The 15178-nt window shown below is 53.2% G+C and carries 18 protein-coding genes; 4 read left to right on the forward strand and 14 right to left on the reverse strand.

Annotated features, from left to right (window positions below; all coding sequences use genetic code 11):
• Entirely contained in the window at positions 1-1167 is a 1167-nt protein-coding gene (locus ACM66T_RS08150; protein WP_231018398.1) for a hypothetical protein, read from the forward strand.
• Positions 1168-1186: 19 nt separating this feature from the next.
• Here the strand turns inward: ACM66T_RS08150 and ACM66T_RS08155 are convergent, their stop codons facing one another.
• From ACM66T_RS08155 to nifB, 14 genes are all read right to left on the reverse strand, one after another.
• Entirely contained in the window at positions 1187-1756 is a 570-nt protein-coding gene (locus ACM66T_RS08155) for a DUF2628 domain-containing protein (protein WP_231018399.1), read from the reverse strand.
• A gap of 114 nt (positions 1757-1870) precedes the next feature.
• Positions 1871-2110: a hypothetical protein gene (locus ACM66T_RS08160; protein ID WP_231018400.1), complete on the reverse strand. Its 240-nt coding sequence runs from the start codon at positions 2108-2110 to the stop codon at positions 1871-1873.
• Positions 2111-2120: 10 nt separating this feature from the next.
• Positions 2121-2306 (reverse strand): hypothetical protein, encoded by a 186-nt coding sequence (locus ACM66T_RS08165; protein WP_345969284.1) that lies wholly within the window; start codon positions 2304-2306, stop codon positions 2121-2123.
• A gap of 209 nt (positions 2307-2515) precedes the next feature.
• Entirely contained in the window at positions 2516-4066 is a 1551-nt protein-coding gene (gene nifK, locus ACM66T_RS08170) for a nitrogenase molybdenum-iron protein subunit beta (protein WP_231018402.1), read from the reverse strand.
• Entirely contained in the window at positions 4066-5538 is a 1473-nt protein-coding gene (nifD, locus tag ACM66T_RS08175; RefSeq protein WP_416768312.1) for a nitrogenase molybdenum-iron protein alpha chain, read from the reverse strand. Before nifD ends, nifK begins: the two co-directional genes overlap by 1 nt.
• Before the next feature lie 48 nt (positions 5539-5586).
• Positions 5587-5940 (reverse strand): hypothetical protein, encoded by a 354-nt coding sequence (locus tag ACM66T_RS08180; RefSeq protein WP_231018404.1) that lies wholly within the window; start codon positions 5938-5940, stop codon positions 5587-5589.
• A gap of 101 nt (positions 5941-6041) precedes the next feature.
• Positions 6042-6947 carry a nitrogenase iron protein gene (nifH, locus tag ACM66T_RS08185; protein ID WP_231018405.1) on the reverse strand — a complete coding sequence of 302 codons (906 nt, stop codon included), beginning with the start codon at positions 6945-6947 and terminating at the stop codon, positions 6042-6044.
• 327 nt (positions 6948-7274) lie between these two features.
• Positions 7275-8783: a GNAT family N-acetyltransferase gene (locus ACM66T_RS08190; protein WP_231018406.1), complete on the reverse strand. Its 1509-nt coding sequence runs from the start codon at positions 8781-8783 to the stop codon at positions 7275-7277.
• A 2-nt stretch (positions 8784-8785) separates the two neighbouring features.
• Positions 8786-9052 (reverse strand): hypothetical protein, encoded by a 267-nt coding sequence (locus ACM66T_RS08195; RefSeq protein WP_231018407.1) that lies wholly within the window; start codon positions 9050-9052, stop codon positions 8786-8788.
• A gap of 39 nt (positions 9053-9091) precedes the next feature.
• Positions 9092-9286 (reverse strand): CCE_0567 family metalloprotein, encoded by a 195-nt coding sequence (locus ACM66T_RS08200; RefSeq protein WP_231018408.1) that lies wholly within the window; start codon positions 9284-9286, stop codon positions 9092-9094.
• A 71-nt stretch (positions 9287-9357) separates the two neighbouring features.
• Entirely contained in the window at positions 9358-9585 is a 228-nt protein-coding gene (locus ACM66T_RS08205; protein WP_231018409.1) for a FeoA family protein, read from the reverse strand.
• An 11-nt stretch (positions 9586-9596) separates the two neighbouring features.
• Positions 9597-10421 carry a GNAT family N-acetyltransferase gene (locus tag ACM66T_RS08210; RefSeq protein ID WP_231018410.1) on the reverse strand — a complete coding sequence of 275 codons (825 nt, stop codon included), beginning with the start codon at positions 10419-10421 and terminating at the stop codon, positions 9597-9599.
• Positions 10412-11527 (reverse strand): homocitrate synthase, encoded by a 1116-nt coding sequence (gene nifV / locus ACM66T_RS08215; RefSeq protein ID WP_231018411.1) that lies wholly within the window; start codon positions 11525-11527, stop codon positions 10412-10414. The genes ACM66T_RS08210 and nifV overlap by 10 nt, the downstream gene beginning before the upstream one ends.
• Positions 11528-11637: 110 nt before the next feature.
• Positions 11638-13020, reverse strand: coding sequence for a nitrogenase cofactor biosynthesis protein NifB (nifB, locus tag ACM66T_RS08220; protein ID WP_231018412.1), 1383 nt, complete (start codon positions 13018-13020; stop codon positions 11638-11640).
• A 348-nt stretch (positions 13021-13368) separates the two neighbouring features.
• On the opposite strand from nifB, the gene ACM66T_RS08225 reads away from it, so the two are divergent.
• Genes ACM66T_RS08225 through ACM66T_RS08235 form a run of 3 tightly spaced genes read left to right on the forward strand, consistent with a single transcriptional unit; the run spans position 13369 to position 15147 of the window.
• Positions 13369-13809 carry a hypothetical protein gene (locus ACM66T_RS08225; protein ID WP_231018413.1) on the forward strand — a complete coding sequence of 147 codons (441 nt, stop codon included), beginning with the start codon at positions 13369-13371 and terminating at the stop codon, positions 13807-13809.
• The gene (locus ACM66T_RS08230) at positions 13799-14281 is read left to right on the forward strand and encodes a redoxin family protein (protein WP_231018414.1); all 483 of its coding nucleotides are present in this window, start codon (positions 13799-13801) and stop codon (positions 14279-14281) included. The genes ACM66T_RS08225 and ACM66T_RS08230 overlap by 11 nt, the downstream gene beginning before the upstream one ends.
• On the forward strand, positions 14281-15147 hold the full coding sequence (locus tag ACM66T_RS08235) for an SIR2 family protein (protein ID WP_231018415.1): 867 nt from the start codon (positions 14281-14283) through the stop codon (positions 15145-15147). Before ACM66T_RS08230 ends, ACM66T_RS08235 begins: the two co-directional genes overlap by 1 nt.
• Positions 15148-15178 lie beyond the last annotated feature (31 nt).

A 15178-nucleotide genomic window follows, 5' to 3' on the forward strand; every position in this document is an offset into this window, starting at 1 on the left:
GTGAAAACATTCAATAACCCATTCAAAACCCTGCTGCTTTTCGGCGCCGTGCTGGCCGCTTGGCTCCCGCTCAACGCGGCGCTTTTGAGCGATCTTCAAACCGCCGATGCGAACGTCGTCACCTTCAAGAGCCAGCTCGAAGCGATCAACCTCGGTAGCGACAGCGTCTGCGCCCCCCTGCTTCAGGCGAACAACGCGGCGCGCGATCTCGTCAACGAGATCAGCCGTATCGACGCAAGCCTTGCCGCCCCGCTGCAGGTGGACGCGGACGTGCTGACGGCGCTCGATCAGTACACCGTGACGGTCCTCGGCCTCGCCAATGAAGCCCTGCATCTCTCCACAGACCTGCAGATGCTCTCCTCCTCCATGAACGCCGCCACCCTGAACGACGGCATCACGGCCATGCTCCAGCTCTCCGACGACATCGGAACGATGGCCGACCGTATCGGCGAGATGGCGGACAAGATCCTGATCATGTCGGACAACATCGGCCTGATGGCCGACCGCATCCTCGAGACCCAGCAGCTGCAAAACGACAACGTCGCCCTCACCCAGTCTACCCTGCTGCAGACGCAGAAAAACATGCTTGCGATGGTATCGGTGATGCAATCGAACAGTTTCAACAATCAACTGGAAGGGCTGAAATCGAGCGGCGACTTCCTGGCGCAGCGCATGGATGCCGTCAGCCTGACACCGTGGACAATGTCCATGGAGCTCGAAGCCGTCTCCTGGGATGTTCGTCAGTATCTGGGCGAAGTCGAATCCGTCTATAGCGATATCACGGCGAATTCGGTCCATAACAGCTTCTACGTCTCCGCGGACACCCTGGTCGACCTGGGCAGTCTCGCGGTGATGCTCCGCTCCCTCTCCACGGCAGTGGACGGCTATGTCGTCGCGATCAGCGGCATGGAGTCCATGACCTCCGATCCCACGCTCTACGCGTCACTCAAAAGTATGCTGCAGCTCTCCGCCGATATCGGGGTGATGGCCAACCGCATCCTCGAAGAGGCCGATCTCATCCTGGCCATGGCCGACAACATCGGACTGCAGGCGGATCAGATCGTTTCCACCCAGCAGTCGATGAACATGAACATCGCCGTCGTGCAGGCTTCAATACTCGCCGCACAGCAGATGACGATCGCCCTCTTCGCACAGCGGGGTCTCTAAGGCATATTCTTGTGGGCAATTATCCCTGGCTGGTACTGGTCAGTACGACGCCGAGGGCCACGAATCCCAGCAAGACGCCGATCAGCAAAAGGGTATTGATGATTGCAGCGACGACGACAACCCAGGTATGGTAGCCGCCGAGCTGTCTCATCGTCGCGATGCGCACCTCGGTATCCGTCGAAACGGCTTCAGCCCTGCGCTGCAGATCGCGGTAGTTTTTGTAGACAAAATAGGGAGCAGTTCCCCCCGCAATGATCATGAAGATCAGTGTGCCAATAAGCCCGAGTGACAGGAATGAAAAGAGCAGCGCCGCACCGAAATAGCCGATGGCCGCAAGATAAGCTTTGCGGTAGAGCAGAAACCAGAACGTCACGAAGAAGGCCCACCAGGACCAGCTCCAGGCGAAACCGTCTACGCCGTTCCGGTTGAACTTGGCGAAGGTACGCTTGTACCAGGCGAACTTCTCCGGCTTCTGGACGAAGGCACCCAGCATCGCATCATCGTAGTGGATGCCGGGGGCATGCTCCTCTTTAGATTCCGTCGGCACTTCTTCGACGGTTGCCACGTCCATATACGGTTGATTTTCCATCACACAACTCCTCGGATTATCCTTGATCCTCTCGGGCAGGCACCCTGTAAAGGGCTCTTATGTTATCAGAAAAAGCATTTAATATCGTGAATGTCTGGCGGAGATCGCCTACGGCTAGTAAAGTTCGCACGCCTCAACGAAACCGCCCTCTTCAACGGAGATGACAAAGTTGTCGCCCGTCTCCTTGACGTCGAAACCGTGTTTGCCGCAGAAGCTGTTGTTGAGGGTATCGGCCCATTCGTACGCATGTTCCTCCGCCTCTTCGCGGCTGTAGAAGCTGCGGATCTGCTCGAGATCCCTCTTCTTCGCACAGCCGCAGAGCTTTTCAATGACGACGTGGTACTGCGCAGGCATACGGGGCGTCCTAGGAGAGTTTGCTGTTGTTGGAGATCAGGTAAAACTGATCTTTGAGTTTGTTAAGTTCCCGGATCACGAGATCGTGGTGTTCATCGCTGAGCGCGTAGTGCTGCTCCATAAAATCATAAAGTTTGTCGATGTTGGTGTAGATCTCTTTCATCAGATTTTCCTTGATCTTGTCGGAAACGGCCATACATGTGTCCTTTTTTCCGCAACTTATGCAAAAATCGTGCTTGAAAGATAGTGGGATGGAGTGCTCCCCGAAGGGAGCAACATGAATTGAGGAGAGAGAAAGTCGGGGGTCCGAAGAAGACGCCCCGGTGCCGCCCCAGCGGTCCGAACCGGCCGTGGGGCCGCGGCAATCTCAAAAAAACAGGTATCCCTCTCCCCGGGGGAAGAGATTTAGCGGATAAGGTCGAAGAAGTAGTCCGTCGTAGCGATACCCTTCGTCTCTTCGTCGAGCTGATCAAGAACTTTGTTCGTAATCTGAGTGAGCATGTTGAGCGCACCTTCGTAACCGCTCAGTGAGTAGCGGTGCAGGTGGTGACGGTCAAAGATCGGGAAGCCCATGTAGATGAGCGGAGTACCCGTATCACGCATCAGCTCTTTACCGTAAGAGTTACCGATCATGAAATCGACAGGCTCAGTAAAGAGGAATGAACGCATGTGCCACAGGTCTTTACCTGCCCAGACGTTCAGATCGTCTTTAGCCGGTGAAGTGTCGAGAAGCGCACGCATCTCATCTTCCCAACCGCGCGGTGCATTGTGGCACAGTACGTGTGTCGGTTCCGCACCCATTTCGAGCAGGAAGGAAACAACACCGATCAGGAAGTCAGGGTCGCCCCAGATCGCGAATTTCTTACCGTGCATGTACGGGTAGCTATCCTGCATTGCGTCGACCAGGCGCTGGCGCTCGATCTTCAGTTCTGCCGGGATTTCGTTACCAGTCAGCTCGGAAAGCTTCATGATGAACTCGTCAGTCCCTTTCAGGCCTACCGGGTTACATGTTGTGCTCTCTTTGGATTTCCAGCGCTTCTGAACCATTTTCATAGTTTTCGGAGTCGCGTATTTCTGCAGAGAGATTGTCGCTTTGGAGTTGATACAGTCAGCTGCATCTTCCAGTTTAGTACCGCCGGCGAACATGTTGTACTCACCTGCAGGCATATCCCACTGATCAGAGTGGTCGCCGAGCATGATGTAGTCTGCACCCATCTTCTCAACGATCGTTTTGACCGCACGGATAGAACCGATGTACGTTTCGAAGCCCGGGATGATGTTGATGCGGTCTTTGACCTCTTCAGTTTTCTTCCCTTCAGTGAGCTGCTGCATTGTACCGTGCATCATGTTGTCGTAACCGGTGATGTGGCTACCGACGAAAGACGGAGTGTGCGCATACGGGATCGGGAATGATTCCGGAAGGTCAACACCACCGTCTTCCTCTTTCGCTGCAGTAATGAACGCGTAGAGGTCGTCACCGATGACTTCTGCCATACAAGTTGTGGAAACCATGATCATGTCCGGCTTGTAAACTGCTGCACAGTTTTTCAGACCGTCTTTCATGTTGACCAAACCACCGAATACCGCCGCGTCTTCAGTCATAGAGTCGGAAACACACGGTGTCGGCTCTTTGAAGTGACGTGTAAAGTATGAACGGAAGTAAGCAACACAACCGTGTGAACCGTGAACGTACGGCATACAGTTCTCGAAACCGAGAGCAACCATGACAGCACCGAGGGGCTGACATGCTTTTGCCGGGTTGACAGTGATCGCTTCACGAGCAAGGTTCTTTTCGCGGTAATCCCACGTAGTCGTCCACTCAGCAATTTCAGCGACTTTTTCTTTGTCGATGGCGCCCCAGGCACCCTCGAACTGTTTTTTGTTTGCCAGGACATCCCGGTACTCAGGATGCTGGAAAAGGTTTTTACCGTTGTCGATTTTATCTACGTTCTGCATTACGCTTCTCCTTCCGTTTCCCAAGGTGCTTTGCTATATCCCCAAACCGGAGAGTTGATCGCGAGGTCCATATCGGATGCGAAGATCGCGAAACCGTCGAATCCGTGGTACGGACCGCTGTAGTCCCAAGAGTGCATCTGGCGATACGGCAGACCCATTTTCTGGAAGACGTATTTTTCTTTAATACCAGAAGCAACGAGGTCCGGCTGAAGTTTCTTGACGAACGCTTCGAGCTCGTATTCGTTAACGTCATCGTAGATGACAGTTGAACGCATGATCTCGTCTTTTGTACGCTTGTAGTCATCGTCGTGTGCGAATTCGTAACCCGTACCGATAACTTCCATACCGAGGTCTTCGTAAGCGCCGATAACGTGACGCGGGCGGAGACCACCGACGAACAGCATTACCTGCTTGCCTTCGAGGCGCGGGCGGTATTTGTCAACAACAGCGTTGATCATCGGCTCATACTTCGCGATGACTTCTTCACATTTCGCTTGGATCTTCTCGTCGAAGAATGCAGCGATTTTGCGCAGTGACTTGTACGTCTGAGTCGGTCCGAAGAAGTTGTATTCAACCCAAGGAATACCGAACTCTTTCTCCATGTGACGGGAGATGTAGTTCATAGAACGGTAGCAGTGCAGGAGGTTCAGTTTAACCTTCGGCGTCTGTGCCATTTCTTTGAGCGTCGCATCACCTGACCACTGAGCCGTGACACGCAGACCCATCTCTTCGAGAAGGATACGGCTTGACCATGCGTCACCACCGATGTTGTAGTCACCGATGATCGCAACGTCGTACTCAGTCGGCTCGATAGCGTCACCCAGTGTTTCAACGTTGCCGTCGAAAACGTAGTCACGGACAGTGTCGTTCGCGATGTGGTGACCCAGGGACTGAGAAACACCGCGGAAACCTTCACAGTTAACCGGAACGATCGTGTTACCAGTCGCTTTCGCGTAAACTTTAGAAGTCGCGTTGATGTCGTCACCGATCAGACCGATCGGACACTCAGACTGGACAGTGATACCGTTGTTCAGCGGGAACAGTGCGTCGATCTCTTCGAAACAGACAGCCAGTTTCTTGTCACCGCCGAAGACGATGTCTTTTTCCTGGAAGTCGGAAGAGAAGTTCATCGTAACGAATGTATCGACACCGGTTGTACCGATGTAGTAGTTACGACGGCCGGCACGTGAGTACTGACCACAACCGATCGGACCGTGAGAGATATGAACCATATCTTTAACCGGACCCCAAACAACACCTTTAGAACCGGCATAAGCACAACCACGCTGGCTCATGACACCCGGAACAGTTTTCTTATTCGAACGAACGTTACCGCAAGTTTTTTGGCTTTCATCCTCCGGTGAACCTACACCGAGGTGCTTAGCACGATTTTTTGCAGCTTTCTCCGGGTACGCCTTGAGTACCTCTTCAATCGCTGCTTTTTGTTTTGCTTCCAATGATTCTGGACCCATAATATCCTCCTCTATGTCTTTTAAAGAATCTATAATTTAATAGTTTGCTTACGCTGCCGTAATACGGAACTGAGCCATAGAGTCGAATTTCTTACAAAGGGCCATAGTCTCGTCATCGCCTGCATCGAGACGCTTGGAGAGCTCTGCAATCTGATAGCGGTTTGTATAGATCATGTAGTCAGACTCAGCCGTTGTAGCGTAGTGTACAAGTGCTTTGAACATGAACGTATCTTTGTTCGTATAAGAAAGCTCTTCTTTTTGACCTTCACGGCTTTCCATCATCATTTTAATTTCGCTGACGCTGCCGAAATCAACGCCTGAGTTATCCAGTTTTTCAACAACTTTTTCGTCCGGGATTGAATTCCCCATATCTGCTGGGAAGTGGAAACCAAGAATAAACATAATAATTCTCCTTCTTTGTCTGTTTTTTTCTTTTCATTATGAGAATTTTTATTCCCCCGAAGGGGAAAACGCATCTTTCAACCAAGGAAAGCCAAAGGCGATTACGCTTCTGCAGCCTTACCAACGTTTTCTTCGTCAGCCTCTTCTTCAAGACCGTATTTCATCAGAAGGTCTTCGAGGTCGTCCATCTCGAGCGGAGTCGGGATGATTTTCATGTCGTTCGCGATGATTTTGCGAGCAAGTTCTTTGTACTCAAGAGCTTGGTCAGAGTTCGGGCTGTATTCAACAACCGTCATACGGCGAAGTTCAGCGTGCTGAACGATGTTGTTACGCGGTACGAAGTGGATCATCTGAGTTCCGAGGTCTTTAGACAGTGCGATAGCAAGGTCATACTCTTTGTCAGTCATACGAGCGTTACAAACCAGACCAGCAAGGCGAACGCCACCAGTGTTTGCATACTTCAGAATACCTTTAGAGATGTTGTTAGCAGCGTACATTGCCATCATCTCACCAGACATAACGATGTAGATTTCCTGAGCTTTACCTTCACGGATCGGCATAGCGAAACCACCACAAACAACGTCACCGAGAACGTCGTAAGAAACGAAGTCAAGACCTTCTTCTTCGTAAGCGCCTTCTTCTTCGAGGAAGTTAATTGCAGTAATAACACCGCGTCCTGCACATCCAACACCCGGCTCTGGTCCGCCAGACTCTGTACAGTTGATCCAACCGCCCGGTGCGTCAGGAGCAAAAATACCTGCACCCGGTTTCATTGCATCTTCGAGTTCGAGGTCCTCAACAGTACCCATTTCAGCAGCGAGCTGCAGAATTGTAGACTGTGCTTTCTCGTGAAGGATCAGACGAGTTGAGTCCGCTTTCGGGTCACAACCAACGATCATGATGTTCTTATCAAAGTAGTGAGCCATAGAGGCCAGAGTATTTTGGGAAGTAGTAGATTTACCAATCCCACCTTTACCATAGAATGCGATTTGACGAAGTTCAGCCATTTTTTTCTCCTTGTAGATGTACTTCGCCGTAGTTGATGCATGATGCGTTCCCGGTTTTTTGAGTAACAATTCCTGACATTTCTAAAAAAGTCGGACAACAACAGGAAAAATGCACAAAATTGTAAGAATAGGATTTGCAGCACTCCCAACATTTTGTCGTAAAACGCTCCAAAGTACCTGTACAAGGGGGTTTGAAGGGTTTTGCTACTGAAAGGAATTCTCAAAATCAGCTGCGACACCCGGGCTTCAAAATTGTCGCAAAGAGGACAAAAATTGTCGCAAATACGACAAAGTGCCGGAAAGCCCCCTGGATTGGGGCTTTGAAGCTTAAATATTATTTTTAAAATGAAAGACGGTGAGATTGGTGCGGCGGAAACCGCGGCGGGTGTAAAAGTGCAGTGCGTTTTCATTGTCGATATCCGCGGCAAGTTGGATGCGTTTGTAGCCGTAGGACTGTGCCATGAAACGCATTTTGTTGATGAGACGGCTGCCCACCCCCATCTTACGGTACTCCTGTAGAACGACGAGGTCTTCGATCTGTCCGACAAAATCCCCCTCGGCGCTGGAGATGAGACGCTGCATCGTCAGCATGCCGACGACCTTCCCCTCGTGACGCGCGACAAGCAGATCGGTCCCCTCGTGGGCGTAGAGTTTTGCGATCCCCGAGAGCTGCTTGTCGAAGTCGATCTCGAAATCCTGTTCAATCGCGAAAAGCACGCCCAGCAGTCCGGCCATATGCGGCAGGTCCTCCTCCGTTGCCGGTTCGATGGTGATCCCCGTTTTCATATTGATGTCGCAGATCTCCGGGTGGAGCACTTCAATCACCAGCTTCGCATGCTCATTCAGAGGATTGTCTCCTATATAGAGTGATTTCAGGTTCTTCATATTTGCCAGCGCTTCGGGAAGGTCGACAATGGCGTTACCGTCGATATCGAGTTCGTAGAGCTCCTCATAGCGGCTGATCGACTCGGGCAGCTCGGCAATGGCGTTGGAGGAGTAGCACAGCGACCCCAGGACGCTCGACGGCAGCATCGGGAACGCCGTCAGCCCGCAGCCGTCGCAGGAGAACGCCCGCAGATAGGGGGCGAAATCATCCGCGATCTCCAGGGTTGAGAGCGCGTTGTCGTCGAGGGTCAGTACCTCGAGCTCGTCCAGCCCGTGCAGGGCGATGTGACGAATACGGTTCGAAGCGAGATTGACCGATTCGACGCCGAGGGTGAAAAAGGCCTTGTCGATGGTCTCGATACGGTTGTCGGAGAGGTCCAGTTCCAGCAGGGAACTAAGGTACGCCGCCTCCGGGGGAATGGACGTGATCAGGTTGCCTTCCAGGTTCAGCCGTTCGACGGACGTGAGCTGGGCCGGCATCGCGGATATATCTTTAATATAGTTCGTCGCGAGGTTGAGGGTCCGGAGTTCATTGGGAACACTCAGACAGCGCTCAAAGCCTTCAAGAACGTTACCGCTGAGATCAAGCACCCGGAGCGTCGTGAAACGGGTCAGTTCGGAAACGTCGCTGATGCGGTTCCCGCTGAGATTGAGCGAACGGACCGGAAGCATGCCCAGGAGCGCCGGTACGGCACTGAAGGCGTTGCGCCGAAGATCGACGTTGCTCAGTTTCGTCATCGACACCATGGACTCCGGCAGGGATGAAAGCTTGTTGTTGCCCAGGTTGAGCGCGACCAGTTCGCTGAGCAGTCCGAACGCTTCAGGCAGCTGCGCCAGGGCACGGCTGCTGAGATCGAGACGCTTCACCTCCGTGGGCGCTTTGATCTCCGATGAAATGGCCCGCTGCTCCATCAACCATGCACGCAGGGTCTCCCATTGCGGTTCGGTCATGCTCACTCTCCTTCCGCCAGACGGCGTATCCGCTCGAGGCGCTGTTCAATCAGGTGTTCGATCTCTTCAAAATCATAGGTACCGAACTGGTTCATGTCGTACAATTTTACCAGCGCCGCACGGCAACAGCTCTTATTGCATTCGGTCACGAGTTTTTTTGCTTTTTTAAAGGGAAGGGAGGTGTTTTGAAAGATGTCGATGGCCTCGGCCACGTTTTTTTCGCCGCATTCGCAGATCTCCATCTGCAGGATCTCTTCTTTACTGCGCATGATTAGCCTCCGCGGGACGGGAGTCCTGGGCGGGAGGGATCAAAGACCGTTTTCAGTCTTGAACGTGTTGGCTTCTTCGACGGCAACGCGAAGTTTTTCACTCAGTTCCGGCATTTTGACGTAATCGGTCCAGAGTGTGTCTTCGACGATATCGTGGATCTCAGAAGCGATCTCTACCGCCAGACGTTTGCGCTTGGCCAACTCTTTTTTCAGTTCTTTTGCATCAGCTGACATTCTATCTCCTTGTTCGAGGTGGTTCAGGCCCCTCTGCAAACACGACCGAAATCGTCTTTGCAAAGAGGCCCTCAGGCCACTTTATGGACCTCGATGAGGGCTGCTTCCTCTTTGCGGAGGCCGACCAGGGTACGGTTGATCATCACCTGGACGGTGCTTTTGAACCAGCCGAAATGCTTAATGCTGATCTGCGCATTCGGCATCAGGCCCATTGCCAGCAGGCGCGCACGCAGTGCACCGTGGACATTGATAGCGTCCACCGCTGCTATTTCACCGACTTTCATCTGCAGTAAACACATTTCGGGCTCCTTTAAAGTGAAAATGCGTAAATGTTCTCGAACTTAACCGAGTTGCCGCCCTTGCTCATATGGACGAACGTCTGTTGCTGTTTGAAGTGGTACTTCTCATAAAGATCCACGACCGGCTTCACCCCGAGTGGGACATCGGCAAAGACCTTTTTGAGCCCCCGGAAATAGAGGACCCCTTTCATCATCTTCTCCGCTTCGTCCTCATGCCCTTCGCGGACCTGCCAGGGGCCCAGATAGACATGGCGTGCGTTCACGACGCTGGAGTGCTGGAACGCATTGGGCAGCGTGAACTTGAGCGAGCTTGTGCGTTCCATCTCGTCCATGAGGAACTCCAGACGGTTCTCGCCGAAGGTCTCATGGTCGATGACGGAGATGGCGGACTCGAAGTTGCCGCCGTCCAGTTCCTTCGCGTGCGCATTGGTAAAGTTGAACGGCGGCACCTTGCCGACATTAATGAAACGGCCCACTTCCATGTTCGATTCAAAGCCGTGGGCTTTGAAAAACGGCACGAGATCCGGGTTGGCATGGAGATAGATTTTGCGGAAATCGTTCTCCAGTACCGTCAGAAGCGTCTTGAAAAGGCGGGTGCCTATTCCCTTCTTCTGATATTCCGGACGCACCATAAAATATTTCATCTGCGCCGTTTCGGAGAAGCCGATGGACATGATCGCCCCGACAAGCTTGCCGTCTTCATAGGCGCCATAACAAAGGTGCGGAGAGTGCATCATCATCAGTTTGATATGGTAGCCGTCAGCGAGCCAGCCTACCGTATCGGCAATCTTGACCAGTTCACTGACGTCTGCAAATTTGAGCCATCCTATGAACATTGACTCTGCCTGTAAAGAGATACGAGCTCCATGTCGTCAAGGACCTGCTTTCGTGACGTCACGATTTCGCGGATCCGTGGCAGCAATGAGTGCAACGCACTCTTTTCGGCAGTAATACCGAGCTGTTTGAGATGGTACATGACCGTGCCCGTTCCCGAATGTTTGCCGATCGGGAATGCGCGAAGCCCCCCGACCTCTTCGGCATCAAAAGGTTCGTAGGCACGGCTGTTTTTCATCATACCGTCGGCATGAATACCGCTCTCATGGGCAAAGAGGCGCTCCCCGATAATGGGAGCATTCGGCGCGATGGTCACGCCCGCCGCCTCGGCAACGATGGCAATGAGCGAACGCATCTGCATCGCGTCGATATGACGCGCGTCGCCGTAGAGATGCTTGAGGGCCATCGAGATCTGCTCGAAGGAGGCGTTGCCCGCCCGTTCGCCCAGTCCGATAACTGTTGTATTGACGCTCTGTGCACCGGCATCGAGTCCGCTGAGCGCATTGGCATTGGCAAGACCGAAATCATTGTGCGTGTGCATTTCGATCGGAAGGAGATTGAGGGAAACCAATGCCTTGATGGCTTCATAGGTGCGCGTCGGTGTCAGAATCCCGACGGTATCGCAGTAGCGGAAACGGTCAGCACCGAGCGTATGGCCCAGTTGCATCACTTCGGCAATAAAGGAGAGATCGGCACGGGAGCTGTCTTCGGCTCCGATGCAGACATAGAGTCCTTCGCGTTTCGCGGCCAAGATGACTGCCTCGAGTTGCGAAAGCATCCGTTCCTTGTCACCGCCGAACTTGACGTCGATCAGAATGTCAGAAACGGGAATGGAGAGGTCAACGGCCGGCACGCCGCATTCAAGCGACGCCTCGAGATCGCGCATCGTCGCACGGTTCCAGGTCATCATCCGCGCCCCCAGCCCCAGGGCGAGAAGCTCGCGGATGTCTTCCTGTTCGCGCGTTCCCATGGCGGGAATGCCGATTTCGAGTTCATCGGCGCCGCACGCATCAAGCGCGCGGGCGATCGCTATCTTTTCAACGGTGTTGAACGCCACATAGGGCGCCTGCTCACCGTCACGTAACGTCGTGTCGTTGATAAAAGCCATTTCCATCCTTCACCTTCGTCAATTCGTCTCATCTGACGCAAATGCGAAAGCATTTATCTGCTTCTTAGCGGCCTTTTGCTGTTTCCCGCCGAAGCGGGGACAGCGATTGCTTAGTTCGCTTCCATCTCCTCGGGGAGATTGAAGTATTTACGCGTTGCTTTCAGGACGGAAGCTTCCATCGGCTGATAAGCGTAGCTCATGTCGGCGACGAGGCCGGCTGCTTTGAGGTCATCCTGCGGACAACCGCCGATCTTCGCCGTGAGGATCAGCTTACAGTCTTTGAGTTTTTCAACGATCGCGTCGATCGGGTTCGTGCCATCCGGACCTGCACAGTACTCATAGTCGAGTTTGCGGTGGTGGATGAAGCGGATACCGAGGTCGCCTGCTTCGTAGATAAGGAACTCTTTAACAGAACCGAAGTGCTGGTTGATCATACCTTCGCCCGCTGTCGTAACGGCAACGAGGATCGTCTGACCGTCAGAACTGAGGTCTGCTTTCTCTTTACGGACACGCTCGTTCGCTCTGTCAAGGAAGAAGCGGAACTCTTCGATCTTGGCGTGCGCCTCTTTGCGTCCTTCAACGTTGTAGTGTGCTTCGAGGGCATCGAAGCTCATTTCAGCGAAGCGTTCTTTCGTGAATTCCGCACCGCGGTCTTCACCGATCAGACCGACGGCATCGGCGCGGCACTGGCGGCAGTGCTGCATCAGTTTCATATCCATACCGCACGCTTCTTGCACTTCCATCTGCTGCTGGTCAGTCGCAGACGGAACACCGTCGAGGGCGAATTTCGTACCGAATTCCGGCTCGGAGATGATCGGCATGATGTTGTGGAGGAAGACACCGATCTCTTTCAGTTTCTTGGAAACTTCCGGCAGGTGCTTGTCGTTGATACCCGGGATCAGAACGGAGTTCGCTTTGATGAGGATACCGTGCTCAACACACTTCGCCATACCTTCGAGTTGTTTCTCGAGCAGGATGCGCGCCGCTTCTTTACCGTAGATACGTTTGTTGTTGTGGTAGATCCACGGATAGATTTTCGAACCGATCTCACCTGTTTCGTCTACAGAGTTGATCGTGACCGTAATGTGGTCGATGTCGTATTTGACCATTTCATCAACGTAGTCCGGCAGGGCGAGACCGTTCGTAGAGAGACAAAGTTTCAGGTCAGGCGCTTTTTCGCGGACCATTTCGAACGTCTTGAATGTTTTTTCCGGGTTGGCGAGGGCATCTCCCGGTCCGGCAATACCAAGAACACTCATACGCTGAACTTCACCGCCGACGAACATAACCTTCTTGACGGACTCTTCCGGCGTCAGGCGTTCGCTTGTAACCCCCGGACGGCTCTCGTTGGAACAGTCGTATTTACGGTTACAGTAGTTACACTGGATATTACATGCCGGTGCAACCGCAACGTGGATACGTGCGTAGTGGTGGTGGGCTCCTTCAGAGTAACATGGGTGATCGTGGACCTTTTCTGCAATATCAGCTGGCAATGCTGATTCTGTTGGGCTTGAACCGCAGCTCATTTTAGCTCCTTTTATAGATGTATAGGTTTGACGAACCTGACCTTGCATCATGTAGCTACAATCATATTCTGCTGCCAATGTTGCAAACCCTATTCCAGCCCTTTTCCGCGTGTTGGGGCTACCACCACCGACAATCTCGACAATTTTGTCCCCTCACTCCCCACCATATTGCACTGCAACATTATTAAATAGCAACTCATACACAAAGGCGCATTTCCGTCTAATCCCCGGCGGGCCGGGAACTCCCGACTGGAACGCATCTTGCAATTTACGCTGCAAGTACGCCTGCTTCCGGGCGACGGTAAAGGAAAACCCATGAAGATCGCTGTCCCGTTCAGTCAACAGCTTGAGCTCTATCGCGATAACCCTTCGACCGCCCCGAAATTCGGTATTTATGAAATCGTTATGGAAAAGAGCCGGGTCGGTATCTCACTGCTGAGCGTCGAGATGAACCCCTGGTGCAAAACGGCGTGCGGCCTCTTTGACACCTCTTCGACCACGTGTACCTGCGATGAAGAGCGCCAAAAAGACATCCGCCATATCACCGAACACTATGCCCTGCTTGAAGTGCTCGCAGGCTGCAGCTACCTGCTGGCCGACCGTTTCTGCGACAACACCAAACGGGCACTGACCAACGGCGGCATCCATCTGTTCAAGTTTCCCTCTGTCATCCGTACGACGGAGAACGCCATCAAAAATTTCATCATAGGAGCTTCGCTTGCAAATACAGTTGAACACGTCTACTATGCGTCTTGAAGAGCAGCCGCTTGACATCGGATACGCTTCCGAAAAGGTCACGCTCAAAGCCCCGGACGGTACGTCACAGAGTGTCGGGGGACAGGACGGTAAGACCCACCTGATCGTGACGGTCCCTTTTATAGATGACAACTGCATCGCCGAACTGCAAGCTATCGGCAAGGCCCTTCCGAAAGCCGACGATGTCACCGCGTCGCTGATCGTCGCCGCAACCTCCCACGAGGACCCCAAAGTCGAAGGCTTCCGCTTCCTGCTTGACAGCGACGAAGAGTTCGCCGACTGGTACGGTGTCCGCCTCAGCGGTGAGCCCCTTGATGGGGAGCTGACCAAGGCCCTGTTCATCATCTCCAAGGATGGTGCACTCTACTACGATGAATTTGCCAAGAACCTGCATGATCCGTTCAACGCCGAAACGGCCGTACGGAAAGTCTACGCTGCGCAAGAATGCTATACCGGGAAAGGATGCCACTAATGAGCGAAACAATGACCACAACAGAGACCAAAGACTACAGTGAACTGATCGAAACGATCAAGAAAGAGATCCGCAACCAGACGACCGTCCCCTATTTCGGACTGGGAATCTTCAAAGGCATCACGACCAAAGAGGGCGAACAGATGCCTTTTGACTCGGATTCGATGATCCTGATGATGAACAACGGCCGCGCCATGAGCCCGCGCCTGATGTTCGAATACTCCCGTGCCGCCATGCACCTGGAGCAGCGCCGGGGCGTCGACTACATCCAGCAGATGACCAACTGGATCTACACCAAGGAGTTCGAGCCGACGCCGCTGCACAAGGCGATCCTGAACATGTCGCCGCGCTACATCATCGACACCAACCGCGATGCCAAGCTGCAGGAGATGCTCGCATTCGAACCGCACACGTTCATCATCGGGAAGTCCCGTATCCTTGACAACGACTACCGCTACGAGATCTACGAGTGGGATGTCGAGAACAAGAAGTACTTCCAGGTCGACGAAGAGGCCCTCGACGACGCCCAGAAGATCCTCTTCAAGCCGATGGGTTCCCCGCTGCCGGACCCGAGCTTCGTCATCTCCGACGCCGACTATGTCGACTGGCTGACCGAAGCGATGGGCGGCTATGCCGTCCCGTCCGTCCTCAAAACCTACCGCAAGACGAAAAAGTACCTCTTCATGGGCACCTATTTCGACCGCGATACCGACCGTATGGTCGCCAACGAGCTGACACACGACCTCGAAGGCGGTTACTTCATCACCGACCAGGAGCTCGGTAAAAAAGAGAAGAAATTCGTCGAGAAACACAATCTCGAAGTGATCGAGATGACGCTCGAAGCCTTCACCGAGGCCTTTATCTAAACAATATACACCTGCCCCATGCGGGGCAAAC

This window comes from Sulfurimonas sp. ST-25, from assembly GCF_048079205.1.
GTDB classification, from domain to species: Bacteria; Campylobacterota; Campylobacteria; order Campylobacterales; family Sulfurimonadaceae; genus Thiomicrolovo; species Thiomicrolovo sulfuroxydans.

What these genes read in the sequence shown, in the direction of transcription:
- ACM66T_RS08155 (WP_231018399.1), bottom strand. Translation starts at nt 1,756, where the DNA reads ATGGAAAATCAACCGTATATGGACGTGGCAACCGTCGAAGAAGTGCCG.
- ACM66T_RS08160 (WP_231018400.1), bottom strand. Translation starts at nt 2,110, where the DNA reads ATGCCTGCGCAGTACCACGTCGTCATTGAAAAGCTCTGCGGCTGTGCG.
- ACM66T_RS08165 (WP_345969284.1), bottom strand. Translation starts at nt 2,306, where the DNA reads ATGGCCGTTTCCGACAAGATCAAGGAAAATCTGATGAAAGAGATCTAC.
- nifK (WP_231018402.1), bottom strand. Translation starts at nt 4,066, where the DNA reads ATGCAGAACGTAGATAAAATCGACAACGGTAAAAACCTTTTCCAGCAT.
- nifD (WP_416768312.1), bottom strand. Translation starts at nt 5,538, where the DNA reads ATGGGTCCAGAATCATTGGAAGCAAAACAAAAAGCAGCGATTGAAGAG.
- ACM66T_RS08180 (WP_231018404.1), bottom strand. Translation starts at nt 5,940, where the DNA reads ATGTTTATTCTTGGTTTCCACTTCCCAGCAGATATGGGGAATTCAATC.
- nifH (WP_231018405.1), bottom strand. Translation starts at nt 6,947, where the DNA reads ATGGCTGAACTTCGTCAAATCGCATTCTATGGTAAAGGTGGGATTGGT.
- ACM66T_RS08190 (WP_231018406.1), bottom strand. Translation starts at nt 8,783, where the DNA reads ATGACCGAACCGCAATGGGAGACCCTGCGTGCATGGTTGATGGAGCAG.
- ACM66T_RS08195 (WP_231018407.1), bottom strand. Translation starts at nt 9,052, where the DNA reads ATGCGCAGTAAAGAAGAGATCCTGCAGATGGAGATCTGCGAATGCGGC.
- ACM66T_RS08200 (WP_231018408.1), bottom strand. Translation starts at nt 9,286, where the DNA reads ATGTCAGCTGATGCAAAAGAACTGAAAAAAGAGTTGGCCAAGCGCAAA.
- ACM66T_RS08205 (WP_231018409.1), bottom strand. Translation starts at nt 9,585, where the DNA reads ATGTGTTTACTGCAGATGAAAGTCGGTGAAATAGCAGCGGTGGACGCT.
- ACM66T_RS08210 (WP_231018410.1), bottom strand. Translation starts at nt 10,421, where the DNA reads ATGTTCATAGGATGGCTCAAATTTGCAGACGTCAGTGAACTGGTCAAG.
- nifV (WP_231018411.1), bottom strand. Translation starts at nt 11,527, where the DNA reads ATGGCTTTTATCAACGACACGACGTTACGTGACGGTGAGCAGGCGCCC.
- ACM66T_RS08225 (WP_231018413.1), top strand. Translation starts at nt 13,369, where the DNA reads ATGAAGATCGCTGTCCCGTTCAGTCAACAGCTTGAGCTCTATCGCGAT.
- ACM66T_RS08230 (WP_231018414.1), top strand. Translation starts at nt 13,799, where the DNA reads ATGCGTCTTGAAGAGCAGCCGCTTGACATCGGATACGCTTCCGAAAAG.
- ACM66T_RS08235 (WP_231018415.1), top strand. Translation starts at nt 14,281, where the DNA reads ATGAGCGAAACAATGACCACAACAGAGACCAAAGACTACAGTGAACTG.